Raw genomic sequence first — 24,973 nt, 5'->3', positions numbered from 1 at the left:
AACGTCGCCGCACGCACCCACCGGGCCGAGCCCGAATCCACCCCGCCGGCGTTTGAGGCGCGGGGGTCCGGGGGCGGAGCCCCTGGCAACGGCGCCGCGCCGTACCCCCAATGGCTCCGCCCCCGGGCCCGCCCCGGCCCCACGGGGGAGCATCGGGACATGAGCCTCCGCCGGCGCAGCCGGGCGATCCTCCTCACGGCCGCCACGGCCACCCTGGCGGCCACGACGGGCTGCGCCGACGTGGAGGGCCTCCAGAACGACGGCGACCTCGGCAACGCCCACGCCCCCCGCACCCTGTGGAAGGACATCCACCCCGACCCGCCGGCCCCCGGCCAGCAGCCCGGCACGGCCACCGTCGTCCCCGGTCTCGCCAAGGTCCCCGGGCTGTCCATGCGGGGCGTGAACGCCGTGGACGTCGTACGGGCCGACATCACCGCCGCCACCACCGCCGACTCCGGCACCGGCCGGCTCGTCGACCCCCGGGCGATCCAGCGCATCGCGCCCTGCACACAGGCTGGGGACGGCGGCCCCGACTGCCCCGTCCGGCCCGCGGTACTGGCCGATGTGACGGGCAACGGCCTGGAAGAGCTGATCACCGCCCTGGACATCGACGGCCGGGTCAGCGAACTGCGCGTCTACACCGTCCAGGACGACGGAACGATCGCCCGCATCCTGTCCCGGCGCGGGGTGCTGGAGGGCGTGGAAGTGGCCGCCGAACACTTGGCGGTGCGCGAGCCGACCTCGAACCCGAAGAAGGTCTCCATCTCCGACTACGTGTGGGACCCGGAGGCCGGGATCATGAACCTCTCCCAGCTCACCCTCGACGAGTGCCCGAACCAGGGCGACACCGCCCCCTGCCCGCCCCCGGGCACCGGCACCGGCACCGGCACCGGCGCCGGAACGGGCTGAGGAGGCCGGGATCCCGATGCGCCGCACGAGCAGCCTGCGCTGGAAGATCGCCATGACCACCACGGCGGTGTGCTGCGCCGTCGCGGCCGTGCTCGGCATCCTCGTGCACAACGTGGTCGCCCGCCAGCTCGTCGGCGAGGTCCGCAAGGACGTGGACCGCGAGCTGGACTACGCCCTGAGCCAGTACGAGTACGGCACCGCGCACGGCGACGGGAACAGCGCCCTCGACCCGCCCGGCCTCCCGGCCCCGCTGCGCGAGCTGGTCGCGCGCGGACTGACGGGCAGCATGACCGGCACCCAGGACGGCAAACCCGTCATGTGGGCGGCCGGACCCGCCGACGGCAAGCCCCTCGCCGTCTGGGTCCCCTACGAGAGCACCCGCACCCGGCTCCGGGAGACCGACGCCGCCATCCTGGTCTCCGCCGTCCTCGCCGCCGGGGTGGTGGCCCTCGCCGGTCTCTTCCTCGCCAACCGCATCAGCCGCCGGCTCGCCACCACGGCCGCCGTGGCCCGCCGGATCAGCGCCGGGGACCTCGACGCACGCGTCGGCTTCCCGGCCGGAGGGGAGGGGCCGCGCCCGCGCTCCCGGGACGAGGTGCGGGACGTGGCACAGGCCCTCGACTCGATGGCGGCCTCGCTCCAGGCCCGGCTGGAAGCGGAGAAGCGGTTCACGGCGGACGTCGCGCACGAGCTGCGCACCCCGCTCACGGGCTCCCTGGCCGCGGCCGCGCTGCTGCCCGAGGGGCGACCCAAGGAGATGATCAACGACCGGCTGGGGGCCCTGCACCTGCTCACCGAGGACCTGCTGGAGATCTCCCGGCTGGACTCGGGCGTCGAACGGGCCGACCTGGCCAGGGTGGAGCTCGGCCGCGCGGTGGAGCGGGCGGCGGCGAGCACCCGGCTGCCGGTCACGGTACGGGTCGAGCGGGACGCGGTGGTGCTCACCGACCGGCGCCGGCTGGACCGGATCCTGGCCAACCTGCTGGTCAACGCCCACAAGCACGGGCGGCCGCCGGTCGAAGTGACCGTCACCGGCCCGCTGGTGACCGTACGCGACCACGGGCCCGGCTATCCCGCCGAGCTGATCGAGCAGGGCCCGCGGCGCTTCCGCACCGGGGATCCGGGGCGCGGACGGGGCCACGGGCTCGGCCTGACCATCGCCGCCGGGCAGGCGGAGGTGCTGGAGATCGAACTGCGCTTCTCCAACGCCCCCGACGGGGGCGCGGTGACCACGCTCCTGCTGCCGGTCGGGCGCCTGCCGGAAGGAAGTTGAGCGGGCGCGGTGCTTGTTTCACGTGAAACAACCACCGCGCCCGCACGGGTCAACTCACCTCGGCTCAGAGGTCAGACGTCAGACCCCGATGTTCTTGCCGTCCTTGCGCCAGACCGAGACGACCGACGGGCGGACGATCTTGCCGGGACCGTCGGGCCACACCGACTGCGGCTTCTCGACGGACGCGCCGTCGATCTCGCCCGGGTGCTGCACGGCGACCAGGACGCGCTTGTCCTGGATGATCGGGCCGCAGGTCTCGGCACCGCGCGGGACGGTCAGGAACTGCTTCAGCTCACCGCGGCGGTCACCGGCGGTCGCGACACCGAACAGGCCGTCGTGCGAGCCGAGCTGGTTGCCGTCGGTGGAGATCCACAGGTTGCCGTGCGGGTCGAACGCCACGTTGTCCGGGCAGGAGATCGGGCTGACCTTGTCCTTCGGGAAGCCCGCGAAGTAGGTCGCCGGGTCGTTCGGGTCACCCGCGACCAGGAAGAGGCGCCAGGCGAAGCCGTCGCCGGCCGCGTCGTCGAAGTTCTCGGCGAGCTCCAGGATCTGGCCGTGCTTGTTCAGGTTGCGCGGGTTGGCCTCGGTCGCGCCTTCCTTGCCGGGCTTGCCGCGGTCCGTGTTGTTCGTCAGCGCGATGTAGACGCGGCCGGTGCGCGGGGACGGCTCCACGTCCTCGGGACGGTCCATCTTGGTCGCGCCGACCTTGTCACCGGCCAGGCGCGTGAAGACGGACACCTCTTCGGCGGTCATGCCCTCGACGTGCGAGACGTTCCCGGCGGGGGAGGAGGTGAGGATCTTGATCCAGACGCCGGAACCGTCGAACTCGCCGTCGGTGGGGAGCTTGCCGGAGCCGTCGATCTCGGCGGCCGGGGTGTCGCCGGTGAGCTTGGCGACGTAGAGGGTGCCCTCGTCGAGCAGCGTGAGGTTGTGCTCCTTCGCCGCGCGCGAGGCGCCCTTCTTCATCTGCTTCGAGGAGACGAACTTGTAGAAGTAGTCGAAGCGCTCGTCGTCGCCCATGTAGACGACCGGGCGGCCGTCCTCGGTCAGGCGGGGCTGCGCGGCCTCGTGCTTGAAGCGGCCGAGCGCGGTGCGCTTGCGCGGGACGGAGTTCACGTCGTACGGGTCCAGCTCGACGACCCAGCCGTGGCGGTGGGACTCGTTGGGCTCCTGCGCGACGTCGAAGCGCTTGTCGAACCGCTCCCACTTGCGCTCGGTGGCGCCGGCGGTCACGCCGTAGCGCTTCAGGCGGGCGGCCTGGGTGGGCTCGGTGACCAGGCCGGCGTTGCCGAAGTACTGGTTGAAGTTCTCCTCGCCGTGGAGGGTGGTGCCCCACGGGGTGGTGCCGCCTGCGCAGTTGTTGAGGGTGCCGAGCACCTTGGTGCCGGCGGCGTCGACCGAGGTCTTCACCAGCTCGGAGCCGGCGGCCGGACCGGTCAGCTTGAACTCGCTGGTGGCGGTCAGACGGCGGTTGAGGCGGTGGCGGCTGATGGCCGTCAGCTTGCCGCTGCGGTGGTCCTCCTGGACCGCGACCACGGACAGGCCGTGCGCGGCCCAGGCGATCTCGACCTGCTCGCGGGTCGGGTTGGCCGCGTCGTACGCCTTGAACATGAGCTGCTCGTCCGTGTACTCGTGGTTGGCCACGAGCAGCTGCTGGCGCTCGTAGTCGCCGCCGAGCGGGAGCAGGCTCAGGAAGTCGTTGTTGTAGCCGAACTGACCGGCCTGGGCGGCGGCGGTCTGGTTGTCCGGGTTGAAGCCCGGCGCACCCTTGACGATCGGGTCGCCCCAGCGGATGACCACGTTCTGCTCGTGGCCCTCGGGGACGGTGACCTGGTCGGCGGTGTTCGGCGCGACCGGCGTGAAGCGCAGGCCGCGGGCGCCCGCGGCGTTGACCCCGGCGGCGCCGGCGCGCTGCGCCTCGACCGTCGGGTCCGCGGAGGCGGAGGAGCCGTTGCCGCTGAGGGTGATGGCGGTACCGGCGGCCGAGGCGACCGTGACGACGGCGGCGGAGCGGAGCATCGCGCGGCGGGAGTAGGCGCGGGCTATGACATCACCGGCGTACTCGTTGTCGCTGGTGTTCGGCACCTCGTGGAAGCAGGCGTCGCCGCAGCGGTAGCGGCAGGTGAGAGCGGAACGGCCGCCCCCGTGAGAAGTGCCGATGAGCGGCAGGAGCTTGCGCACGAGTGTCCTCCGTAGATGCACGGTCCCCGACAACGTGTCGGAACAATCTGTCGGTGACGCTATGGGCGGGTTGCGCCGAAGCGGCGGCCGATGGGTGAACGCCGGGTGAATCCGGCACGTCGGGGCGGCAGTTCGGGGGCGGAACGGGTGTGTTTGCGCAGTGGGCGCCACGAAAGGTGCCCCTCCCGAAGTTCCAGCCAAGGGGCCGATAACCTTACGTGTCCACTCTGGGCAGGGATCTACCGCGCCTCACGGACAAATGACGCACGCACTCATGCGAAAGGCCTGGCCCATGGGTATTCGGAGCTTGTTGCGCAAGGTGTTCGGACGGACCTCTGAATCGGTTCCGGAGACGACCGGTACCCCTTCGGCGGCCCTCCCGAGCCAGACCGAACGCACCCCCCTGGACGCGGCGGCCGAGCTGGTCGCCGCCTCCTTCGACAACCCCACTGTTCCCCCGCAGTCCACCCCCCGGGACCTCGAACCGGGCACGGTGCTCACCGCCCCGGCCCCGGCCCCCAACCCGGACCCCACGGTCCCGGAGGCCCGCCGGTCCTCCACCGGGGGTTCGCCGGCAACCCCGGCGGCGCCGCCCACCACGACGGCCCCGGCCACCACCGAAGCGGAGCCCGTCACCGCCGAAGCGGAACCGGCCGCCGAGGAGACCCCGACCGCCGCAGCCGAGGCTGTAGTCGAGGCGGAGGCCGAAGCTGAGGCTGCGGCTGCGACCGACGCCGAGGCTGTGACCGAGGCCGAAGCCGGGGCCGAAGCTGAGGCTGTGGCCGAGGCTGTGGCCGAGGCTGAAGCCGAGCCCGAGGCTGTGACCGAAGCCGAGTCCGAGGCCGAGGCAACGCCGGAGCCCGCCACCACCGAGCCGGAGCCCCTCGCGGCCGAGGCCGGGACCGAAGCCGAAGCCGAAGCCGAGGTGGCGGAGGCCGAAGCCGAGCCGCTCGACGCTCCGGCGGCCGAAGCCGAGGCCGAAGCCGAAGCAGCCACCCCCGAGGCCGAGCCGGTCGCCGCCGAGGCCGAGGCCGAACCGGCCCTGGCCGCAGCCCCCGAGGAGGAGCCCGCCGCCGAGGCGCACACCGAGCCGCAGGCCGCCGCCGAGGCCGAGCCCGTGGCGGCCGACGCCGCCGCGCCGCAGGCGCAGGACACCGCCGAGGCGGAGCCTGCCGGGACCGAGGCCGATTCCGAGGCCGAGCTCCTCACCGCCGATGCCGCCGAAGGCGGCCCCGCGCACACCCTCGCCGCCCTCAAGCGGCAAGCGCCCCCGCTCGCGGCCGCGTACAAGGCCGCCGGACAGGTCCTGCGCACCAAGGGGAAGGCCGGCGCCCGCGCCACCGTGTTCCTCGTGCTCGACCGGTCGGGCTCAATGCGCCCGTTCTACAAGGACGGCAGCGTCCAGCACCTCGCCGACCACGCCCTCGCCCTCGCCGCTCACCTCGACGAAGAGGCCACCGTCCGTACGGTGTTCTTCTCCACCGAGCTGGACGGCGCGGCCGACCTGTCCCTCGACGCCTACGACGGGGCCTGGGTCGAGGCCCGCCACACGGAGCTCGGCCGGATGGGCCGCACCAGCTACCACGTCGCCGTGGAGGCCGTCGTGGAGCGCTACCAGAAGGACGGCGGCGAGGGTCCGGCCCTGGTCGTGTTCCAGACGGACGGCGCGCCCGACAACGTCCGCCCCGCCCGTCAGGCGATCGCCGACGCCGCCACCGCGGCCCCCGGCATCCACTGGCAGTTCGTCGCCTTCGGCGATCACGATGCCAAGGCCTTCGACTTCCTGCGCAAGCTGGACGCCGACAACGCCGGCTTCTTCCACGCCGGCCCCGCGCCGGCCGAACTGACCTCGGCAGCCCTCCTCAAGGGCCTGCTGGAGAAGTTCTAGGAGCAACGAAAGAAGGGCCCGGGATCCGTACGGATCCCGGGCCCTTCTTCGCGAACGGCTACTGGTGGGGCTTGACGGCCTTGTCGACCGGCTCGGTGGTCTTCGTCTCCACCGGCTTGCGCAGGGCGATGTTCAGCTCGCGCAGGCGGGACTCCTCCAGGATGGTGGGCGCGCCCATCATCAGGTCCTGCGCGTTGCCGTTGAGCGGGAAGGCGATGGTCTCGCGGATGTTCGGCTCGTCGGCGAGCAGCATCACGATGCGGTCCACGCCCGGGGCGATGCCGCCGTGCGGCGGGGCACCGAGGCGGAAGGCCCGCAGCATGCCCGCGAACTCGCGCTCGACGGTCTCGGCCTCGTAACCGGCGATCTCGAAGGCCTTCAGCATGACCTCGGGCTCGTGGTTGCGGATGGCGCCGGAGGACAGCTCGATGCCGTTGCAGACGATGTCGTACTGCCACGCCAGGATGTCGAGCGGGTCCTTCTCCTCCAGGTCCTTCATGCCGCCCTGCGGCATGGAGAACGGGTTGTGGGAGAAGTCGATCTTGCCGGTCTCCTCGTCCGCCTCGAACATCGGGAAGTCGACGATCCAACAGAAGCGGAAGACGTCCTCCTCGAACTGTCCGGCGCGCTTGGAGGCCTCGACGCGGACGCCCGCCATGATCTTGGAGACCTCGTCGAACTCGCCCGCGCCGAAGAACACGGCGTGACCGGCGGCCAGACCGAGGCGCTCGGTGAGGACCTTGACGTTCTCCTCGGTGAGGAACTTGGCGATCGGGCCGGTCAGCGCACCGTCCTCACCCACGCGGACCCAGGCCAGGCCCTTGGCGCCCAGCGAGATCGCGTACTCGCCGAGGCCGTCGAAGAACTTGCGCGGCTGGCCGGCGGTGTCCGGGACGGCCAGGGCGCGCACGTGCTTGCCGGCGAACGCCTTGAACTCGGAGCCCTCGAACACGTCGGTGATGTCGACGAGCTCCAGCTTGGAGCGCAGGTCGGGCTTGTCGTTGCCGTACTTCATCATCGACTCGCGGAAGGGGATCCGCGGGAACGGCGAGGTGACCGGGCGGCCCTTGCCGAACTCGGTGAAGATCTCCGTCATCAGCCGCTCGATGGGCTGGAAGACGTCCTCCTGCTCGACGAAGGACATCTCGACGTCGAGCTGGTAGAACTCGCCCGGCGAGCGGTCGGCGCGGGCGTCCTCGTCGCGGAAGCAGGGCGCGATCTGGAAGTACCGGTCGAAGCCGGAGATCATCAGCAGCTGCTTGAACTGCTGCGGCGCCTGCGGGAGCGCGTAGAACTTGCCCGGGTTCAGGCGGGACGGTACGACGAAGTCACGGGCGCCCTCGGGGGAGGTCGCGGTGAGGATCGGGGTCGCCATCTCGTTGAAGCCGAGGGCCACCATCTTGGAGCGGATGGAGGCGATGACGGCCGAGCGCAGCATGATGTTGCGGTGCATGCGCTCGCGGCGCAGGTCGAGGAAGCGGTACTCCAGACGGCGCTCCTCGTTCACCCCGTCGTCGGTGTTGATGGTGAAGGGCAGCGGGGCGGAGGCGCCGAGCACCTCGACCGCGGTGACCTCGACCTCGATGTCGCCGGTGGCGAGCTCGGGGTTGACGTTGTCCGCGCCGCGGGAGACGACCTTGCCGTCGATGCGGACGACGGTCTCCTTGGTGACGCTGCTGAGCGCCTCGTTGGCGGCCGTGCCGGGACGGGCGACGAGCTGCGTGATGCCGTAGTGGTCACGCAGATCGATGAAGAGGATGCCGCCCAGGTCGCGCCGATTGTGCAGCCAGCCGCTCAGCCGGACGTCGGAGGCGACGTCGGAGGCACGAAGCTCGCCGCACGTGTGGGACCTGTACCGATGCATCAGTCATCCAGTTCTACGTGATACCAGGGTGGATTCAACCGTCCCAAGGTTACCGTCCGGGGCGCGAGCCCGTGCGGGGCCGCCCGCCGGGGTGGTGACCGGGGTGGTGAACAGGCACGCCAGGCGGATGACCTGTAAAGATGACCGGGTGCGCACAGAGGACGTCCTGGCCGCCATCGCGACCGGTTTGTGGCGATGGGACAACGCGTCCGGGACGGTCACCCTCGACAGCGAGGCCGCCCGGCTGCTCGGGCTGCCCGCCGAGCCCGTCGCGCTGCCCGAGGTCGCCGTGCGCTCGCGCTTCCACCCGGTGGACTGGAACGAGATCAACGGCATCGTGAACCTCGCGGTCGCCGAGGGCACCCTCGCCGAGGCCCGGCTCCGGATCATGGACGAGGACGGGAGGGTGCTGCGGACGGTACGCAGCCGCTCGAAGCCGCTGGAGAACCGCGCCGCGGACGGCCGCGTCGACTACGAGCTGATCGGCACGATCCAGGAAATAGCCGAGGCCCAGCCCGGCACCACCGCCGTGCACACCCCCATCACCGGCGACTGGCGCCGCTCGCGCGAGGCGTTCCTGCTGGACGCCGGGCGGGCGCTGGCCGAGGCCCGCTCCACCGCCGAGGTCCTGCGGGTGGCGGCATCGCTGTCCATGCCCGGGTTCATCCCCGACGGTCTGGCCGTCTTCGGCGTGTCCGGCGACCGGCTGTCGATCATCGGGCACCACGGGCACGATCCCGGGGACGAGGGTCCCTTCGCGGACATGCCGCTGCTGACCGACTACCCGGCCGCGGAGGTCGTCCGTACCGGGCGGGCGATCTACCTCCCGAGCCCCGACGACTACAAGCGGCGCTTTCCGGCCACCTGGCCGCTCGCCCAGCGCTTCGACCGGATCTCCTGGGCGTTCCTGCCGCTGGTCGTCGCCGGCCGGACCATGGGCGCCTGGATGGCCGCGTTCAAGCACCCGGTGTCCTTCTCCCCCGACGAGCGCTCCGTCCTGACGACGGTGGCCCGGATGCTCGCGCAGGCCCTCCAGCGCGCCGGGGTGGCCGAGTCCGAGCGGGAGCTCACCACGGGCCTCCAGCGGTCGATGATGCCCCAGCTGGGCCCCGAGATCCCCGGGATGACCCTCGCCGCGCGCTACGTGCCGACCGGCGGCGGGCTCCAGGTCGGCGGCGACTGGTACGACATGATCCCGCTGCCTTCGGGACGGTTCGCGCTGGTCATCGGCGATGTCCAGGGCCACGACGTCCGGGCGGCCGGGCTCATGGGTCAGCTCCGGATCGCGGTGCGCGCGTACGCCTCCGAGGGCCACCGGCCCGACGCGGTGCTCTCGCGCGCCTCCCGCTTCCTGGCGGGCCTGTGCTCGGAGCAGGACACGGGGCAGGACACGGGGCCGGGCACGGGCGGGGACACGGGCGGGTACTCCGATTTCCAGAGCCCGCGCTTCGCGACCTGCCTCTACGTGGAGTGCGATCCGCAGACCGGCCTGCTCGAGGTGGCCCGCGCCGGACACCCCGACCCGGCGGTGCGGATGGCCGACGGCACGGTCCTGATGCGGCCCACGGCGGGCGGGCTGCCGCTCGGCATCGTGCCGGACACCGACTACCCGACGACGCGGTTCACCCTGGAACCCGGCGAGACGATGATGCTCTGCACCGACGGGCTCATCGAGACGGGCGGGCACGACCTCGACACGGGCTGGGCCCGGCTGCGGGCCATCCTGGAGTCGCAGACCCCCTACGCCGCGCAGGACGCGGACCCGGAGCCCCGCCACCTGGAGCGGCTGGCCGACCTGCTGGTCCAGGCGGTGCACGGCCCGTCCTCGCACCACACCACCGGCCCGCTGGCCGACCGGCGCGAGGACGACATCGCCGTGGTCCTGCTCTGCCGCGAGGGCGAGGGCTGCGGCTGCGAGACCCCGCTGCTGCATCCGTCGCGGCCGGCCCGGCGCACCATGACGACCGTCGCCCAGGCCGAGCCGGAGCGGGTCGCGGGGGTCCGCCGGCAGATCCGGGAGCTGCTGCACGACTGGGCGGACCCGGAGCAGGTCGACGCGGCGGTGCTGATGGTCTCCGAGATGCTGACGAACGTACTGGTCCACACGGACGGGGACGCCCTGCTGGTCGCCGAGGCCGTGGGCGAGCTCGGCTCGCGCCGGCTGCGGGTGGAGGTGGCGGACGCCTCCGACGAGCTGCCGCACAAGCGGCACCCCGGAGAGATGGCGTCGAGCGGGAGGGGCGTCCTGCTGCTGGAGATGCTCGCGGACGACTGGGGCGTCGACCCGCGCGGCGAGGGCAAGTCCACGTGGTTCGTCCTGCTCGAACAGTCCAAACCCGCCGAAGCGACGGAGAGCGACTCCCCGTACAACCATCCGGTGGAGTGAGCGGTCCCTTCATCGGTGGGTCCAGTGACCGGCCGATGAACGGATTCTCCCGGGGGGACACATGAAGAAGCGCATCGGTGCCGTGCTCTGTGCGGCGACGGCCATGGGGGCCGTACTGGCCGCGCCCACGGCCGCCCAGGCGGCCGACCCCCATCCGCAGTTCTCCGTCATCTCGGCCGCCTCGGGCATCGAGCTCAAGTTCCCCACCCCGGAGCAGCCCAAGGGGCTCAAGGTGCACGTGCGCCCGAAGGGCACGTCGACGCCGGCCGCCACCCTCACGAGCTTCTCCGTCACGGAGCGCTGCGAGGGGATGTGCGAGACGGACATGCCCCAGATGGCGGAGTACCTCACGACCGGCCCGCTGCGCCTCGCCGACCTCGGGCAGTACGCCGTCGACGTGGAGTACGAGGGAACCGAGGGCGAGCCCGTCCTCCACAAGGACAGGTCGACCCTGAGCTACGACCTGCGGCCGGTGTTCGAGAACGTGAAGAGCTCGAACGGGGTGTCGCTGACGGAGCGGGACACGGTCGTGTCCGGTGACATCAAGATCCACGACCCCCGCGACAGCTCGCGCAAGCCCTTCGCGGGCGGCACGGTCACCCGCCGGATCGGCACCGTCGCCACGCCGGTCACGGCGGACGCACAGGGACACTTCGAGTCCAAGATCGTGGTCACGGGTGCCGAGCCCGTTCACGAGGACCACTTCGACTACGGGTGGTACCACGTGCACGTGGACCTCGCGACCGAGCTGAACGGCGCCAAGGCGGTGACGTCCACAGAACCCGCCGTGTGGGCGACGAGGGCCCGCATCACCCTGGACTCCACGACGCAGACCGGCGCCTACGCGACCCGGGGCAAGGTCGGCGGAACCGTCGCCTGGCTGTCTCCTGACGGCACGTACAAGCCGGTACCCGCCGGCATGGAGATCAAGGTCGGTCCGGAGAACGTCAAGACCGACGGCTCGGGCCGCTTCACCGCGTCCCCGAAGTTCCTCGACGACAAGCCGTGGACGGTCGTCGAGGACTCGCCCTGGTTGTCCGGAAGCGGCCCGCAGGTGAAGGTGAACACCACCGCCGGCACCCTGTTCACCGGCTTCACGGCCTCGGTGGACAAGAACAAGACCGTGACGGTGAAGGCCCGGTTCGACCGCGGTGAGATCCCGGCCGGCACCACTTCGCTGAAGGTGGAGGTCCAGCACTCGGCGGACGGCAAGACCGGCTGGACCACCCGAAAGAGCGTGGACGTCACCACCAAGCCCGGCGCCAACACCCCGGCGTACATCGAGTCGACCCTGCCCTACCCGGGTGCCGGCCACATCCGGCTGCGGTACGCGGGCAGGAAGGCCATCCACGGCTGGTCCACCCCCGCCGTCAAGGTGGCCCGGACCATGACGGCCATCCCGCAGTTCAACGCCTCGCCCGAACCGGTCAAGAAGGGCCGGCAGATCACCGTCGCCGGCAAGCTCACCCACGCCGACCCCAGTTGGAAGCCCCTCGCCGGCCAGACCGTCAGCTACTACTTCCGTCCTGCCGGAAGCACCACGTGGCGTTTCCAGACCTGGGACGTGACCGAGGCCGACGGCACCTTCAGCCAGACCTTCGGCGCCGAAGTGACCGGCTCCTGGATGGCCCGCTACGAAGAGCCCGACGCGACCCACTTCTTCGCCGAGAGCCGTGTCGACGAGGTCATCGTCAACCCGTGACACCGGCGCCCCCGGCCGCGCTCCCCGGCCTCCCCGGCGGGGCGCGGCCCGGGGCGGCTCCCCAACTGTTTGTATGAGCCGTGCCGACAACTCCCCTGCTGCCCGAGCCCGTACGCCGCCTCGCCGCCTGGTGCGTCGTCGTCCTCCTGGCCACCGCCGTCCTCGCGCTCGTGGTGTGGCTGTGCGCCGTCTTCCGGACGGTGGTCACGCCCGTCCTGCTCGCCGTGCTCGGCACGGCCCTGCTCGGGCCGATGCACCGGCGGCTGGTCCGCATGAAGGTCAACCGCTCGCTCGCCGCGGCCCTCACCTGCCTGACCGTGGCCGCCGTGGTCGGCGGGGCCGGCTACATCGTCGTGCTCGCGCTCATCGAGACCGGTGACCAGATCATCGACTCCCTGCGGAAGGCCGGCGCGGACCTCGCCGAGCATTTCGGGGCGGTCGGCACCTCCCTGGAGGACGTGGCCAAGAACTCCAAGGACCTGCTCACCAAGTTCGGCGGAACGGCCGCCTCGGGCGTGGTCACCGGGCTCAGCGTGGTCGCGACGATGCTCGCGACGGCCCTGCTGGCCATGGTGCTGATCTTCTTCTTCCTCCGCGACTCCGACCGGGCCGTGGGCACCCTGCGCTCGATGGTGCCGAGCAGCTCGGGCGACCTGATGGAGGCGATGGGGCGGCGCGCGTACGGGGCCGTCGAGGGCTTCATGCGCGGGACCACCTTCGTGGCCCTGGTCGACGCCGTGCTCATCGGCGCGGGTCTGCTGATCCTCCGGGTCCCGGGCGCCGTGGGGCTGGCCGCCCTGGTGTTCGTGACCGCCTACATCCCCTACCTCGGCGCCTTCCTCTCCGGCGCCGTGGCGGTCCTCGTCGCCCTCGCCGACCGCGGCTGGGTGATCGGCCTGTGGGCGCTGGGCGTGGTGCTGGCGGTCCAGATGATCGAGGGCTACGTCCTCCAGCCCATGGTGCAGAGCCGCACCGTGCAGATGCACCCGGCGGTGGTCATGCTGGCGATCACGGCCGGAGCGAGCGTCGCCGGCATCCTCGGGATGCTGCTGGCCGTACCGCTGACCGCGGCCTTCTTCGGGGTGGTCTCGGAGCTGAGGTCCCGGTACACGGCCGAAGCCGCCTGATCAGTACGCCATCCCCATGGCGGCGCGGACCTCGGCGAGGGTGGTCTCGGCGACCGCGTTCGCACGTTCGTTGCCGGCGCGCAGGACCTCGCGTACGTGGCCGCGGTCGGCCGCCAGCTCCGTACGGCGCGCCCGCAACGGGGCGAAGTGTTCGTTGACGGCCTCGGTGACGACCTTCTTCAGCTGGGCCGCGCCGCCGTCGCCGATCTCCTGCGCGACCGCGACCGGGTCCCGGTCCTGGCACAGGGCGGCGAGCAGGACGAGGCTGGAGACCTCGGGGCGGGCGGCCGGGTCGTAGGTGATGCGGCGGACCGCGTCGGTCTTGGCGCCCTTCAGCAGCCGGGCCGTCTCGTCGGCGGTCGCCGACAGGGTGATCGCGTTGCCCCGGGACTTGCTCATCTTGGTGCCGTCCGTGCCGAGCAGCAGCGGAGCCGCGGACAGCAGGGCCTCCGGCTCGGGGAAGACCGGCCCGTCGGCCCCGTACCGCTCGTTGAAGCGGCGGGCGATGGTGCGGGTGACCTCCAGGTGCGGGAGCTGGTCCTGGCCCACGGGCACCACACCGGCCTTGCAGAAGAGGATGTCGGCGGCCTGGTGCACCGGATAGGTGAACATCAGCCCGCTCACCGAAGCCTGCCGGGAGTGCGCGATCTCGTCCTTGACGGTGGGGTTGCGGCCCAGTTCCGCCACCGACACCAGCGAGAGGAACGGCAGCAGGAGCTGGTTGAGGGCGGGCAGCGCGCTGTGCGCGAAGACCGTGGAGCGTTCGGGGTCGATCCCGGCCGCCAGGTAGTCGAGCACGAGCTCCTCGACGTGCTCGCCGAGGCGTTCGGCCACGTCCCGGTCGGTGAGCACCTGGTAGTCGGCCACGATCACGAAGGTGTCCACACCCAGGTCCTGGAGCCGCACCCGGCCCTGCAGCGTCCCGAAGTAGTGCCCCAAGTGCAGCCGCCCCGTCGGCCGGTCCCCCGTCAGCACGCGGAACCCGCCCGGACCGGCACCGATCCGCTCCTCCAACTCGGCGCTGCGCCGCCGGGCCACCGACAGGTCGTACGTACTCACGGGCTGCTCCTGCTCTCTGCGGGGTCCGGATCATCGTGGCCACTGCGGCGGCCCGGGGCGGGGACCGACGGGGTGTCAGGCGTTCGTGGCGTCGCTCTCCGGGTGCTCCGGGTGCTCCGGGTGCTCGGAGGGCTCCTCGTCCCGTTCGCGACCGGGGGTCCGCAGGTGGTTCCTCCTGAACACACGGACGGTCTGCTCACACCAGACCAGAGACAGACCAGATGATTCAGGTATAGCCGACAAAACAGGGCAGTTGCTTACAGGATCCTCATAAAGGGAAAATCGGCGGCCGGATTGCCGACCAAAGACCCGGCGGCGCACAGGGGCGAAGGCCAGGGGGCTCAGCTGCCGAGGGTGAGCCGCACCTCGTGGCGGTCGCCCCGATACGTCTCCCGGCTGTCGGCGCACGGCAGCCCGGCGGAGTCGAGCGGCAGCCGCCGGGTGTTCAGTACGGGCGAGGGGCCGCTCAGGTCGAGCAGCCGCTTCTGCTCGGCGTCGGCGAGGGCCGCGCGGCTCGGAGGATTCGACCAGCCCCTCCTCGCCGAGTTCCTTCAGGGTCCGGCGCAGGGTGGAACGGCTGATGCCGAGCTGCTCGCACAGGTACCGCTCGGAGGGCAGCCGCCGGGCCGGACGGCCCGGCTCCCGACTGGTACGCCTTTGGTATACGCAAAGCCTCACCCAGGGGGGCATACCACGCCGGTGGGACCCGGGTTGCGGGTTCCGCCCAAACTCCGACGGACCCCCTTCCGGCTCCTACGGTCAACGACAGGAACCCCGAGCCCGCTCGTCCGGCACCCGGGCGAGACCTCAGCGAGAGGCAGGACATCGATGGATGCCACGGAACAACTCACGGCAGGCGCAGGCCAGGGCGCGATGGTGATCGCCGCCGGGGTCGGAATGCTGTTCCTGACCGCGCTGTTCGCACCCCGCGAGTACAGCGAGCGGGCCTTCCGGCTGATGGACTACGGCCGGAAGCCCAGCCCCGATCCGGCCCGGCCCCGCGGCCCGAAGCGCGGGCACTGACAGGCCTCAGGGCGCCTCACAAGGCGTACGAGGAGACGAGGCGCGCGAGGTGGCGGCCCGCCAGGGCGAGGGGGGTCCGGTCCCGGGTGACCTGGGAGGTCATCTCGGCGCCCTCGAGGGTGTTGATCACGGTGACCGCCAGGTCGCGCGCCTCCGGCTCCGGGTGGCCGCAGGCCAGGAGCTTCGCGGCGACGATCCGCTGCCAGTTCGCGAAAGCCTGGGCGCAGGCCGCCTGCAGCTCCGGCAGGCGGCCTACCGACTCCAGGGCCGTGGCCGTCACCGGGCAGCCGTCGCGCCAGTCGGATTCCTCCAGCGCCTCGGCGAGCAGCTCCGCGACGGCCTCCATGGCCCGTGCCGGGTCCGCGTGCGCGGACAGCCCGGAGCGGAGCAGCTCGGCGAACTCCTCGTCGCCGAAGTGGATCGCGGCGACCGCGAGCTCCTGCTTGCCCCCGGGGAAGAAGTGGTAGAGCGAACCGAGGGTGGCCTCCGCCTCGCGGACGAGCTGCTTGACGGGCGTGTTCTCGTACCCGCCGTGCTGGAGGAGCCGCGAGGCGGTGCGGACCAGCCGCTCCCGCGTTCCGAGTCCGTCCGCCGTCGCCGTCGCCGTCGCGGTCGCCTTCACCTCTGCTGCTGCCATGGGAGGAACCCTACCCCGGGATCTAGATAGAGCGTTCGTTCTAGTGCGTGCTACGTTCGTCCCGAGCGCCGGATAGAGCGTTCGTTCTAGTGCCGCAGCATCGGATCCCAGGAGAGCTCTGCCATGAACCAGGTCACGACCGGAACGACACCCACCACGACCACCACCGTCACCGTCATCGGGCTCGGCCCCATGGGCCGGGCCATGGCCGCCGCCTACCTGGACGCCGGCTACGAGGTCACCGTCTGGAACCGCAGCATCGGCAAGGACACCGAGCTCGTGGCACGCGGAGCGCGGCGGGCCGGGAGCGCCGCCGAGGCGGTCGCGGCGAGCGGGCTGACCGTGCTCAGCCTCATCGACGTGGACGCCATGTACCCGACCCTCGGCGACGCCGACCTCGGCGGCCGGGTCCTGGCCAACCTGTCCTCCGACGTACCCGACAAGGCCCGGGCGGCCGCCCGCTGGGCGCAGGAGCGCGGGGCCTCCTACCTGACGGGCGGGGTCAACGTCCCGCCGACCGGCATCGGCCAGGAGGGCTCGTCCGCCTTCGTCAGCGGACCCGAGGACGTCTACGCCGCCCACCGCGCGGCGCTCGACGTGCTCGCCGCCACCGACTACCGGGGCGCCGACGCCGGATACGCGCAGCTCTACTACCAGCTCAACATGATCATGTTCTGGACCTCGTACACCGGCTGGTACCAGGCACTCGCCGTGGCGCGGGCCAACGGCCTGACGGCCGCGGACATCGTGCCGTACGCCGGTTACACCGCCGACACCCTGCGCGGCTTCTACGAGGGCTCCGCCCCGCTGATCGACGCGGACGCGCACGAGGGCACGTACGAGCGCCTCGCCATGTGCGCCGCGAGCGTGGAGCACATCCTCCACACCGCCGCCGACTCCGGCGTGGACACCGGGATCCTGACGGCGCACGCCGACCTGTACCGCCGCGGAGTCGCCGCGGGCTTCGGCGCCGACAGCAGCTCGCGGCTGATCCAGGTACTGGGCGCCGGCGCCTGAGGGACGGGCGCCCGAGAGGCGGGCGCCCGCCGGTCCTAGCCCGCGGCCACCTGAAACTCGATGGTCTTGCTTCCCGTCTGGCCCCAGTCGGTGGTGATGTCGGCCTGCAACGTGTAGGTGCCGACTTCCCTGAGGCTGTCGTCGAAGTTGAAGAGGGTCACGCTCGGCGGCCGGCAACGGCCGCTGCGGTGGAGCTGGACCACCTCGCTACCGCGTTTGAGCGTCCACTGCACGTAGCAGCTGGTGTCCAGGCGACCCGTCGCGTCGTAGACCTCGGTGTTGGCGCCGGGCGTGGACCGGGTCCGATAGACGTTCGGCCCGATCTTGCCGCTCGATCCCATCACGATGCGAACGGTCAAGGCGCCGGTGTGCTGCGGAGAGGGACGCGGAGCAGGCGCGGAGGGTGAGTTCACCGGCGGCGAGTTCTTGGACCCGGACCCGGGCCGCCGCTCCGGCTCGGTGGTCTCGTCGGCCCCGGACCGTTCCGTCTCCTGTGCGGGAGGCGGCACACGGGTGGCGCTGCCGGCGTCGGGCGACGCCTGGCCGCCCGCGTGCGACGAGGGCTGTGCCGGGGGCTGTGCGGACGCCCCGGGCGGCGGGGCGTCCGGGGCCGTCAGCTCCTTGACGGCGACCACTACGCCGAGAAGCGCGCCGATGAGGGCGACGATGACGACAAAGGGATGATCAGCCAGACTCTTCTGTCCACCGCTCAACGAGATTCCCTCCCCTGACCCCGCTCTGTGCCGCCGGGGTGACCTCGTGGGCTGCCGACCCTAGCGGCTCCCGGACCACCCCTGCGGGCGAATGCCGACGCTGCGTCGTGCCGGCTCCGCCCCGCGCGCCAACGGCGTCCGGCCGGTCCGGGCTCGCGCCCGGCCGGCCGGTGACGTACTCACGCCAAGGTCGGACCACGGCCTACGACTCGGTGTCGGCCTCGCCCGTGCCGCGGTGGCCGAGGCCGGTGCGCTCGGTGGTCGGGATGCGACCCAGCCGTCCGGCCTGGAAGTCGTCGAACGCCTGCTGGAGCTCGTGCTTGCTGTTCATCACGAACGGCCCGTAGTGCGCCATCGGCTCCCGGATCGGCCGCCCGCCGAGCAGGACGATCTCCAGCGCCGGGGCGTTGGAGTCCTGACCCTCGTCCGCGCGCAGGGTCAGCGAGCCGCCCTCGCCGAAGACCGCGGTCTGCCCGGTGTGGATGGGCCGCCGATCCTCGCCGACCGAGCCGCGCCCGGCCAGTACGTACGCCAGGGCGTTGAAGTCCTCGCGCCACGGGAGGGTGATCTGCGCGCCGGGTGCGACCGTCGCGTGGATCATCGTGATCGGGGTGTGGGTGATGCCGGGGCCCTCGTGGCCGTCCAGCTCGCCGGCGATCACGCGGAGCAGGGCGCCGCCGTCCGGGGTGGACAGCAGCTGGACCTGGCCGCCGCCGATGTCCTGGTAGCGCGGGGGCATCATCTTGTCGGAGGCGGGGAGGTTCACCCACAGCTGGAGGCCGTGGAAGAGACCGCCCGACACCACGAGCGACTCCGGCGGGGCCTCGATGTGCAACAGGCCGCTGCCTGCCGTCATCCACTGGGTGTCGCCGCCGTTGATGACTCCGCCGCCGCCGTTGCTGTCCTGGTGGACGAAGGTTCCGTCGATCAGGTAGGTGACGGTCTCGAAGCCGCGGTGGGGGTGCCAGGGGGTGCCCTTGGGCTCGCCCGGGGCGTACTCCACCTCGCCCATCTGGTCCATCATGATGAACGGGTCGAGGTACTGGTAGTTGATCCCGGCGAACGCACGGCGCACCGGGAATCCCTCACCCTCGAAGCCACCCGGGGCGGTCGTGACGGCCAGCACCTTGCGGGCGGTCGTCTCCTGGGCCGGCTCCCCGACGCGCGGGAGCGTCAACGGGTTCTCCACAGTCACTGCAGGCATGGTCGGAACCTCCTTCTGGCGTCGAGTTTAGTTGAAACCCGAACTTTCTGCCACCCGACAGAACAGAAGGAGCCCCGGGGGATATTCCCCCCGGGGCCCGTTGCTCAGTGTGCGCCGGTCGCTCAGCCGCTGCAGGACGGAGCGGGGTAGCGGCACAGGTGGGCCGTGGCGGCCTCGGCCGGGGCCGCGGCGAGCACGCCCACGCCCACCGCCAGGGCCACCGCGGCCAGCACCGCGCCCGCCTTCGTGCGGAGCCCTGCGCGCGGGGCCGAAGTCTTACGGGTACGAGTCATTGCCGTCTCCTCAGGTCGAATTCCGGATCGAGATCGAGATGGGGTGGGGTGAGGTCGTGGGGGACCCCCCGTGCATCCCCCACAGACCGGGCCGGGCCGCAGCACCTACGGTTCGAGCGACACCGAGTTGAACGGGGTCATGTCGAACACCTGCCGCCTGTCCGGCCACAACGCGAAGTCACAGTTGGTGCCGTCGCGGTTCCGGCACAGCCAGATCTTCCAGCCCTCGGTCTGGTTGTTGTCGACCAGGTGTCTGCCGTAGTAGCCGTAGATCCTGTGGGCGCCCCCGATCCTGTACATGTTGCGGATCCCGCTGTCCAAGGTGGTGCCCCAGTAGATGCAGGCGAACTCGCTCGGGCAGTGGGTCGAGGCCTCCGCGGGTGTCGCCGCCAGGACCCCCGTACCCAGCGCCATCACCCCCGTGGCCGCCATTGCCGCGAGCTTCGTACGTAAGGACGTACGCACCATCACAGTCCCCCTGTCAGTAGGAGCGGTTTCCCCCCGCAGCACTGATATTCGGGACTCGCGGCCCTCGCCGCGATGGTTTCGGTGGTGGCCGAAAGGTCAGGCACCCCCCTGCGCTTCCCCGGGACAACCAGAGGCCCCGGACGGGCGTCCTCATGATCGACATGTACGGACCGCCGCACGCCGCACGACAGGAGCCCCATCAGTGACCACCTCGACGAACGAGGCCGACGGCGCGCAGCCCGGCGCGGAGGCGGACCCTGGTCACGGGAACCCGCGGGCCGCGCTCGCCGCACTGGGCTGGTCCGCCGCCGTCGCCGCCACGGTCGTGGCCCTCGGGTACGCCTCCTACCGGTGGGCGTCCACCGTCAGCCCGCTGGAACCGCTCCCCGGCTCGCCGTGGCCCTACCTCGCCACCTGGGGCGTCCTCTGCCTGGCCTGCTGCCTGCTGCTGCGCTGGTCGGCGGGGTTCGGGAGCGTGGAGGGCGGTGCCTACGGGGTCGGCGCCCTGGCCTTCGCGGGCATCCGCATCTCCCTCGCCCACCGCCCCGACCTCGCCCTCCTGTGGGCGTACGCCGCCCCTGCCGTCGCGCTGATCGCGGTGGCGGCGGTCTTCTGGCGGCTCCGCCACCGCTCCTGAAAGGGTCAGGCGCCGCTGTGCAGGAGGTCCACGCCCAGCGCGGTCGCCGAGTGCAGGACCGCCTTGCCGTCCCGGGCCGTGGTGATCAGGCCCGCCGCGCGCAGCGTGCGGGTGTGCTCCGAGACCGACGGGAGGCTGATGTCGAGGTCGCGGGCCAGCTCGGAGGTGGTCCGCTGCTCTATCAGCAGCTGGAGCACGGCCGCCCGGGTCCGCCCCAGCAGCGCGTCCAGCGCGCCGTCCGCCCGGTCCGGGGACACCAGCGGCAGGGGGGTCAGCGCCGGGTAGAGGAGTACGTACGACCCGTCCGGCTGGTCGACCAGCAGCGGGCGGCCCGTCCAGAACGGCGAGGGCATCAGCACCAGCCCGCGCCCGCCGAGCCGGACCTCGTAGTCCGGCGGCCGGCCCACTTCGAAGACGAGGCCCGACCAGTCGGCCTCCGGGTGGGTGCTCGCCAGGCAGGCCTTGATCCCGTGCGCGGCCAGCAGTCGGGTCCGCCAGGCCACGTCCGCCTGGAAGGACTGCCGGATCCGCGGCCACTGCGGGGCTATGAGGACGTCGTACGCCGACCGGATCGCGGCGTCGAGCTGGTCCCAGGCCTGCCGGTCGCGGCCCCACAGGGCGCGTAGCCAGGACGGGGAGCCGGGCGCGCGGGTGGCGGCGCGGGCGAGCCCCTCCGGCGTGAGGAAGGAGGCTCCGTCCCGGATGACGGTGAGGCCCTCCTCGAGGTTCCGTACGTACGGCTCCACGAACTGCGGGTTGTCCCCGTCGGGACGGAGCAGGTCGAACAGCGGCCGCACCCGCCCCGGCAGCTCCCGCGCGGCGAGGCTCCGCCAACGGCCGAAAACCGCCTGCTGGTCCGTGCGCTGCGCGGCGACGAGCGCGAGGGCCAGCTCCACCAGGGGCAGCGGCTCGCTCGCGAACGTGACGTTGAGCAGGTCCTCGGCCTCGAAGTGCACGCGCAGCATGTCCGCCCCCTACCGGCCCGACCGTCGGCTTCTAGCCGTACATGCGGCGCATGGCGAAGTCGACCATCTGCTCGACCGCCTTCGCGTCGAAGACCATCCGGTGGTCGCCCTCCATGTCGAGGACGAAGCCGTAGCCGGTGGGCAGCAGGTCGATCACCTCGGCGCCGGTGATCACGAAGTACTTGGACTCCTTGCCGGCGTACCGGCGGAGCTCCTTGAGGGTGGTGAACATCGGGATGACCGGCTGCTGCGTGTTGTGCAGCGCCAGGAAGCCCGGGGTGTCGCCGCGCGGGCAGTAGACCTTCGAGGAGGCGAAGATCTGCTGGAAGTCCTCGGCGGACAGCGACCCGGTCGTGAAGGCGCGCACCGCGTCCGCGAGGGAGGGCGGCGAGGGCTCGGGGTACAGCGGCTGCTGAGGCTGCTGCTGCGCGTAGCCCTGCTGGGGCTGGGCGTAGCCGCCCTGCTGCCCCGCGCTCACGTTCTGGTCATAGCCGTACATGGCCCGAAGCCTACCGAGGCGGCGGGCCGCCGGGGCGTCGAGTTCCGGTCAGTGGGCGTTCGGCCCGCGGTCGCGGTGGCCGGCCGGGGACCGCGGTCGCGGTGGCCGGCCGGGCCGGGACGACGCGGAGTCCGGGCGCGGTCGAGCCCTGCTCGACGCGCTCGCGCTGCAATGGAGGTCGTCCAGGGCCCGGGATCAAGACCGTTCGGTGCGCGCTCGAACTTGACCCTGGTCACAGTCGCCACGGAAGGGTTGCTCTTATTACCGGTGGGTAGCATCATTACGTTACCGATTGGTATGCACGAGGAACCACTCTCACCGAGCCTTAACGGAGCCGTCGCCATGGGGCACTACAAGTCGAATCTCCGCGACATCGAGTTCAACCTCTTCGAGGTACTCGGCCGCGACAACGTGTACGGCACTGGCCCGTTCGGTGAGATGGACACCGAGACCGCCAAGACGATCCTCAGCGAGATCGCCAAGCTCTCCGAGAACGAGCTGGCCGCCTCCTTCGAGGACGCCGACCGCAACCCGCCGGTCTTCGACCCGGCCACGAACACCGCGCCCGTCCCGGCGTCCTTCAAGAAGAGCTACAAGGCCTTCATGGACTCCGAGTACTGGCGCCTGGGCCTGCCCGAGGAGATCGGCGGCACCACCTCGCCCCGTTCCCTGATCTGGGCGTTCGCCGAGACGATCCTGGGCGCGAACCCGGCCGTCTGGATGTACTCCTCCGGCCCGGCGTTCGCCGGCGTCCTCTTCGAAGAGGGCAACGAGGTCCAGAAGAAGATCGCCGCGCTCGCCGTCGAGAAGCGCTGGGGCTCCACCATGGTCCTCACCGAGCCGGACGCCGGCTCGGACGTCGGCGCCGGCCGCACCAAGGCGGTCAAGCAGGACGACGGCTCCTGGCACATCGAGGGCGTGAAGCGCTTCATCACCTCGGGCGAGCACGACATGGAGGAGAACATCCTCCACTACGTCCTCGCGCGCCCCGAGGGCCACGGCCCGGGCACGAAGGGCCTCTCCCTCTTCCTGGTCCCGAAGTTCCACTTCGACCGGGAGACCGGCGAGCTGGGCGAGCGCAACGGCGTCTACGCGACGAACGTCGAGCACAAGATGGGCCTCAAGGCCTCCAACACGTGCGAGATGACCTTCGGCGACCAGCACCCCGCCAAGGGCTGGCTGATCGGTGACAAGCACGACGGCATCCGCCAGATGTTCATGATCATCGAGTTCGCCCGGATGATGGTCGGCACGAAGGCCATAGCGACCCTGTCGACCGGCTACCTGAACGCGCTGGAGTACGCCAAGGAGCGCGTGCAGGGTCCGGACCTCGCCGAGTTCATGGACAAGGCGGCCCCCAAGGTCACCATCACGCACCACCCCGACGTGCGCCGCTCGCTGATGACGCAGAAGGCGTACGCCGAGGGCATGCGCGCCCTGGTCCTCTACACCGCCTCGATCCAGGACGAGATCCAGCTGGGGCAGGCCGCCGGCGAGGACACCGCGTCCCTCGTGGGCCTCAACGACCTGCTCCTGCCGATCGTGAAGGGCTACGGCTCGGAGAAGTCCTACGAGCAGCTCGCGCAGTCGCTCCAGACCTTCGGCGGCTCGGGCTACCTGCAGGAATACCCGATCGAGCAGTACATCCGCGACGCCAAGATCGACACCCTCTACGAGGGCACCACGGCCATCCAGGGCCAGGACTTCTTCTTCCGGAAGATCGTCCGCGACCAGGGCGCTTCCCTCAACGTCCTCTCCGAGACGATGAAGAAGTTCCTGGCCGAGGGCCCCGGCGGCGAGGACCTCGCCCCGGCCCGCGACGCGCTCGCCAAGGCGGCCGTCGACCTGGAGGCCATCGTCGGCCAGATGATCGTCGACCTCACCGCCACCGGCGAGGACGTCAAGAACATCTACAAGGTCGGCCAGAACACCACGCGGCTGCTCATGGCCTCCGGTGACGTGGTCGTCGGCTACCTGCTCCTCAAGGGCGCGGCCGTGGCCGCCGAGAAGCTGCCGTCCGCCTCCGCCAAGGACGTGCCGTTCTACACCGGCAAGATCGCGGCGGCGAAGTTCTTCGCCTCCCAGATCCTGCCGGGCGTCTCGGTGGCCCGCGCGCTCGCCGAGTCCGTCGACAACACCCTGATGGAGCTCGACGAGGCCGCCTTCTAGGCCCCGCCGGTCCCCCGGGAAACTCCATCCCCCAGCTGTACGCGGTGTACGTACGCGCAGACGGCCGGGTCCTCCGCACGGGGGCCCGGCCGTCGGCGTGCGCGCGGGCCGCGGTGCCCGCCGGCCGCGGCGCCCACCGGCTCTTCCGGGGCCCCGTACGGCCCGTGGGCTGCGGGGTTCCCGGGATGTCGGTGGTTCGTGCGACGCTCGTGGGTATGAGTCCACAGGAGCAGCAGCGCGGCAGCAGGGGGTACTCCGTCCCGACCGGGCGGCCCTATGCCCTGAGGGAGCTGCAGTCCGCCGTGGGCAGCCTCGGAGACCACCTCAAGGAGCTCTACGAGGGCGCCCACCCCACCGAGTACGAATCGGTGGCCGACGCCCTCTACACCGCCTTCCAGACCGCCGCCGGGCTCGCGCCCGCCAAGAGCTACACCGGCTGTCCGGAGCACCCCAACGGCGCCCTCGACCCCGAGGCGCCCGACGGCTGGGGGCGCTGCCTGATCTGCAACGACCGGCGCCGCCTCGGACTGCGCGCGCAGGGCGCCCGGGCCGCGTCCGCCGCCCCGCCCGCCGGGGAGCAGCGCCGGCTCGGGTACCCGGTGCCCGAGCCCCCGTACACCCTCCAGGCACTGCACGGCTGCCTGCGCACGGTCGAGGAGCGGCGCTTCCACCTGAACCTTTCCTCGCCCCCCGACGACTTCGTCGCGATGGCCGACGACCTGCACCGCGCCTTCATCGTGGCCCGGGAGCTGTCCCGGCCGCGCAACGCCTCGGGCTGCTCCGAGCACCCCGGCGCACCCATCGATCCCGACGCCCCTCCCGGTGAGGCCTGTATCTTCTGCGCCGGACGCAAGAGGCGCGCGCAGCGCTCCGCGCAGACCCCGGAAATGCTCCCGCGCATCCGCCGGGGCGAGCGCAGACAGTTGCAGCGCCGCTTCGACCGTCCGCCGGGCTGACAA

Annotated in this window: 21 protein-coding genes and 2 pseudogenes; 11 read left to right on the top strand and 12 right to left on the bottom strand. The window is 71.6% G+C overall.

All coding sequences use genetic code 11. The features are described 5' to 3' along the window. The first annotated feature begins 159 nt into the window (after window positions 1–159). Together OG247_RS22960 and OG247_RS22955 are read left to right on the top strand one after the other, a co-directional pair. Window positions 160–909 (top strand): hypothetical protein, encoded by a 750-nt coding sequence (locus OG247_RS22960; protein ID WP_327254012.1) that lies wholly within the window; start codon window positions 160–162, stop codon window positions 907–909. Between the two features lie 16 nt (window positions 910–925). Further along, complete coding sequence (locus OG247_RS22955; protein WP_327254011.1) at window positions 926–2,182, top strand: sensor histidine kinase; 1,257 nt, start codon at window positions 926–928, stop codon at window positions 2,180–2,182. 78 nt (window positions 2,183–2,260) lie between these two features. Here the strand turns inward: OG247_RS22955 and OG247_RS22950 are convergent, their stop codons facing one another. Further along, a complete protein-coding gene (locus OG247_RS22950) occupies window positions 2,261–4,363 on the bottom strand; it encodes a PhoX family protein (protein ID WP_327254010.1) in 2,103 nt (700 codons plus the stop codon). Between the two features lie 292 nt (window positions 4,364–4,655). On the opposite strand from OG247_RS22950, the gene OG247_RS22945 reads away from it, so the two are divergent. Then, complete coding sequence (locus OG247_RS22945) at window positions 4,656–6,251, top strand: VWA domain-containing protein (protein WP_327254009.1); 1,596 nt, start codon at window positions 4,656–4,658, stop codon at window positions 6,249–6,251. Window positions 6,252–6,309: 58 nt separating this feature from the next. Here OG247_RS22945 and aspS read toward each other — a convergent pair whose 3' ends face one another. Next, on the bottom strand, window positions 6,310–8,115 hold the full coding sequence (aspS, locus tag OG247_RS22940) for an aspartate--tRNA ligase (protein ID WP_327254008.1): 1,806 nt from the start codon (window positions 8,113–8,115) through the stop codon (window positions 6,310–6,312). A gap of 148 nt (window positions 8,116–8,263) precedes the next feature. On the opposite strand from aspS, the gene OG247_RS22935 reads away from it, so the two are divergent. From OG247_RS22935 to OG247_RS22925, 3 genes are all read left to right on the top strand, one after another. Further along, a complete protein-coding gene (locus OG247_RS22935; RefSeq protein WP_327254007.1) occupies window positions 8,264–10,501 on the top strand; it encodes a SpoIIE family protein phosphatase in 2,238 nt (745 codons plus the stop codon). A gap of 61 nt (window positions 10,502–10,562) precedes the next feature. After that, window positions 10,563–12,203, top strand: coding sequence for a hypothetical protein (locus tag OG247_RS22930; RefSeq protein WP_327254006.1), 1,641 nt, complete (start codon window positions 10,563–10,565; stop codon window positions 12,201–12,203). Window positions 12,204–12,283: 80 nt separating this feature from the next. Then, the gene (locus OG247_RS22925) at window positions 12,284–13,330 is read left to right on the top strand and encodes an AI-2E family transporter (RefSeq protein WP_327254005.1); all 1,047 of its coding nucleotides are present in this window, start codon (window positions 12,284–12,286) and stop codon (window positions 13,328–13,330) included. On the opposite strand, the gene trpS is transcribed toward OG247_RS22925, so the two are convergent. From trpS to OG247_RS44860, 3 genes and pseudogenes are all read right to left on the bottom strand, one after another. Further along, entirely contained in the window at window positions 13,331–14,389 is a 1,059-nt protein-coding gene (trpS, locus tag OG247_RS22920; protein WP_327254004.1) for a tryptophan--tRNA ligase, read from the bottom strand. A gap of 341 nt (window positions 14,390–14,730) precedes the next feature. After that, window positions 14,731–14,889, bottom strand: a pseudogene (locus OG247_RS44865) (UTRA domain-containing protein); the annotation flags it as partial. Between the two features lie 19 nt (window positions 14,890–14,908). Next, window positions 14,909–15,079 (bottom strand): annotated as a pseudogene (locus OG247_RS44860) (GntR family transcriptional regulator); the annotation flags it as partial. Window positions 15,080–15,217: 138 nt separating this feature from the next. On the opposite strand from OG247_RS44860, the gene OG247_RS22910 reads away from it, so the two are divergent. Further along, on the top strand, window positions 15,218–15,412 hold the full coding sequence (locus OG247_RS22910; protein ID WP_327254003.1) for a hypothetical protein: 195 nt from the start codon (window positions 15,218–15,220) through the stop codon (window positions 15,410–15,412). A 16-nt stretch (window positions 15,413–15,428) separates the two neighbouring features. Here the strand turns inward: OG247_RS22910 and OG247_RS22905 are convergent, their stop codons facing one another. Continuing rightward, window positions 15,429–16,049 carry a TetR/AcrR family transcriptional regulator gene (locus tag OG247_RS22905; protein WP_327254002.1) on the bottom strand — a complete coding sequence of 207 codons (621 nt, stop codon included), beginning with the start codon at window positions 16,047–16,049 and terminating at the stop codon, window positions 15,429–15,431. A gap of 123 nt (window positions 16,050–16,172) precedes the next feature. Here OG247_RS22905 and OG247_RS22900 point away from each other — a divergent pair, with 123 nt between their 5' ends. Next, on the top strand, window positions 16,173–17,066 hold the full coding sequence (locus tag OG247_RS22900) for an NAD(P)-dependent oxidoreductase (RefSeq protein WP_327254001.1): 894 nt from the start codon (window positions 16,173–16,175) through the stop codon (window positions 17,064–17,066). Between the two features lie 35 nt (window positions 17,067–17,101). On the opposite strand, the gene OG247_RS22895 is transcribed toward OG247_RS22900, so the two are convergent. The 4 genes from OG247_RS22895 to OG247_RS22880 form a co-directional block, all read right to left on the bottom strand. Beyond that, a complete protein-coding gene (locus OG247_RS22895; RefSeq protein WP_327254000.1) occupies window positions 17,102–17,779 on the bottom strand; it encodes a hypothetical protein in 678 nt (225 codons plus the stop codon). A gap of 202 nt (window positions 17,780–17,981) precedes the next feature. After that, window positions 17,982–18,983, bottom strand: a complete 1,002-nt coding sequence (locus OG247_RS22890; RefSeq protein ID WP_327253999.1) for a pirin family protein — start codon at window positions 18,981–18,983, stop codon at window positions 17,982–17,984. Window positions 18,984–19,105: 122 nt separating this feature from the next. Further along, entirely contained in the window at window positions 19,106–19,276 is a 171-nt protein-coding gene (locus OG247_RS22885; protein ID WP_327253998.1) for a hypothetical protein, read from the bottom strand. A 105-nt stretch (window positions 19,277–19,381) separates the two neighbouring features. Then, window positions 19,382–19,708: a hypothetical protein gene (locus OG247_RS22880; protein ID WP_327253997.1), complete on the bottom strand. Its 327-nt coding sequence runs from the start codon at window positions 19,706–19,708 to the stop codon at window positions 19,382–19,384. Between the two features lie 238 nt (window positions 19,709–19,946). On the opposite strand from OG247_RS22880, the gene OG247_RS22875 reads away from it, so the two are divergent. Further along, window positions 19,947–20,381, top strand: a complete 435-nt coding sequence (locus tag OG247_RS22875) for a hypothetical protein (RefSeq protein ID WP_327253996.1) — start codon at window positions 19,947–19,949, stop codon at window positions 20,379–20,381. Window positions 20,382–20,386: 5 nt separating this feature from the next. On the opposite strand, the gene OG247_RS22870 is transcribed toward OG247_RS22875, so the two are convergent. Together OG247_RS22870 and OG247_RS22865 are read right to left on the bottom strand one after the other, a co-directional pair. After that, entirely contained in the window at window positions 20,387–21,346 is a 960-nt protein-coding gene (locus OG247_RS22870) for an ArsR/SmtB family transcription factor (RefSeq protein WP_327253995.1), read from the bottom strand. A gap of 31 nt (window positions 21,347–21,377) precedes the next feature. After that, on the bottom strand, window positions 21,378–21,845 hold the full coding sequence (locus OG247_RS22865; protein ID WP_243330916.1) for an SseB family protein: 468 nt from the start codon (window positions 21,843–21,845) through the stop codon (window positions 21,378–21,380). Window positions 21,846–22,187: 342 nt separating this feature from the next. Between OG247_RS22865 and OG247_RS22860 the strand changes: the two genes are divergently transcribed. Together OG247_RS22860 and OG247_RS22855 are read left to right on the top strand one after the other, a co-directional pair. Continuing rightward, a complete protein-coding gene (locus tag OG247_RS22860; protein WP_327253994.1) occupies window positions 22,188–24,014 on the top strand; it encodes an acyl-CoA dehydrogenase in 1,827 nt (608 codons plus the stop codon). Between the two features lie 215 nt (window positions 24,015–24,229). Next, window positions 24,230–24,970, top strand: coding sequence for a hypothetical protein (locus OG247_RS22855; RefSeq protein ID WP_327253993.1), 741 nt, complete (start codon window positions 24,230–24,232; stop codon window positions 24,968–24,970). Window positions 24,971–24,973 lie beyond the last annotated feature (3 nt).

This window comes from Streptomyces sp. NBC_01244 (assembly GCF_035987325.1).
Classification (GTDB): domain Bacteria; phylum Actinomycetota; class Actinomycetes; order Streptomycetales; family Streptomycetaceae; genus Streptomyces.
This window is presented reverse-complemented; position numbering and strand designations above follow the sequence as displayed.

What these genes read in the sequence shown, in the direction of transcription:
- OG247_RS22960 (WP_327254012.1), top strand. Translation starts at nt 160, where the DNA reads ATGAGCCTCCGCCGGCGCAGCCGGGCGATCCTCCTCACGGCCGCCACG.
- OG247_RS22885 (WP_327253998.1), bottom strand. Translation starts at nt 19,276, where the DNA reads ATGACTCGTACCCGTAAGACTTCGGCCCCGCGCGCAGGGCTCCGCACG.
- OG247_RS22890 (WP_327253999.1), bottom strand. Translation starts at nt 18,983, where the DNA reads ATGCCTGCAGTGACTGTGGAGAACCCGTTGACGCTCCCGCGCGTCGGG.
- OG247_RS22865 (WP_243330916.1), bottom strand. Translation starts at nt 21,845, where the DNA reads ATGTACGGCTATGACCAGAACGTGAGCGCGGGGCAGCAGGGCGGCTAC.
- OG247_RS22870 (WP_327253995.1), bottom strand. Translation starts at nt 21,346, where the DNA reads ATGCTGCGCGTGCACTTCGAGGCCGAGGACCTGCTCAACGTCACGTTC.
- OG247_RS22905 (WP_327254002.1), bottom strand. Translation starts at nt 16,049, where the DNA reads ATGGCAGCAGCAGAGGTGAAGGCGACCGCGACGGCGACGGCGACGGCG.
- OG247_RS22955 (WP_327254011.1), top strand. Translation starts at nt 926, where the DNA reads ATGCGCCGCACGAGCAGCCTGCGCTGGAAGATCGCCATGACCACCACG.
- aspS (WP_327254008.1), bottom strand. Translation starts at nt 8,115, where the DNA reads ATGCATCGGTACAGGTCCCACACGTGCGGCGAGCTTCGTGCCTCCGAC.
- OG247_RS22945 (WP_327254009.1), top strand. Translation starts at nt 4,656, where the DNA reads ATGGGTATTCGGAGCTTGTTGCGCAAGGTGTTCGGACGGACCTCTGAA.
- OG247_RS22855 (WP_327253993.1), top strand. Translation starts at nt 24,230, where the DNA reads ATGAGTCCACAGGAGCAGCAGCGCGGCAGCAGGGGGTACTCCGTCCCG.
- OG247_RS22930 (WP_327254006.1), top strand. Translation starts at nt 10,563, where the DNA reads ATGAAGAAGCGCATCGGTGCCGTGCTCTGTGCGGCGACGGCCATGGGG.
- OG247_RS22860 (WP_327253994.1), top strand. Translation starts at nt 22,188, where the DNA reads ATGGGGCACTACAAGTCGAATCTCCGCGACATCGAGTTCAACCTCTTC.
- OG247_RS22900 (WP_327254001.1), top strand. Translation starts at nt 16,173, where the DNA reads ATGAACCAGGTCACGACCGGAACGACACCCACCACGACCACCACCGTC.
- OG247_RS22880 (WP_327253997.1), bottom strand. Translation starts at nt 19,708, where the DNA reads ATGGCGGCCACGGGGGTGATGGCGCTGGGTACGGGGGTCCTGGCGGCG.
- OG247_RS22910 (WP_327254003.1), top strand. Translation starts at nt 15,218, where the DNA reads ATGGATGCCACGGAACAACTCACGGCAGGCGCAGGCCAGGGCGCGATG.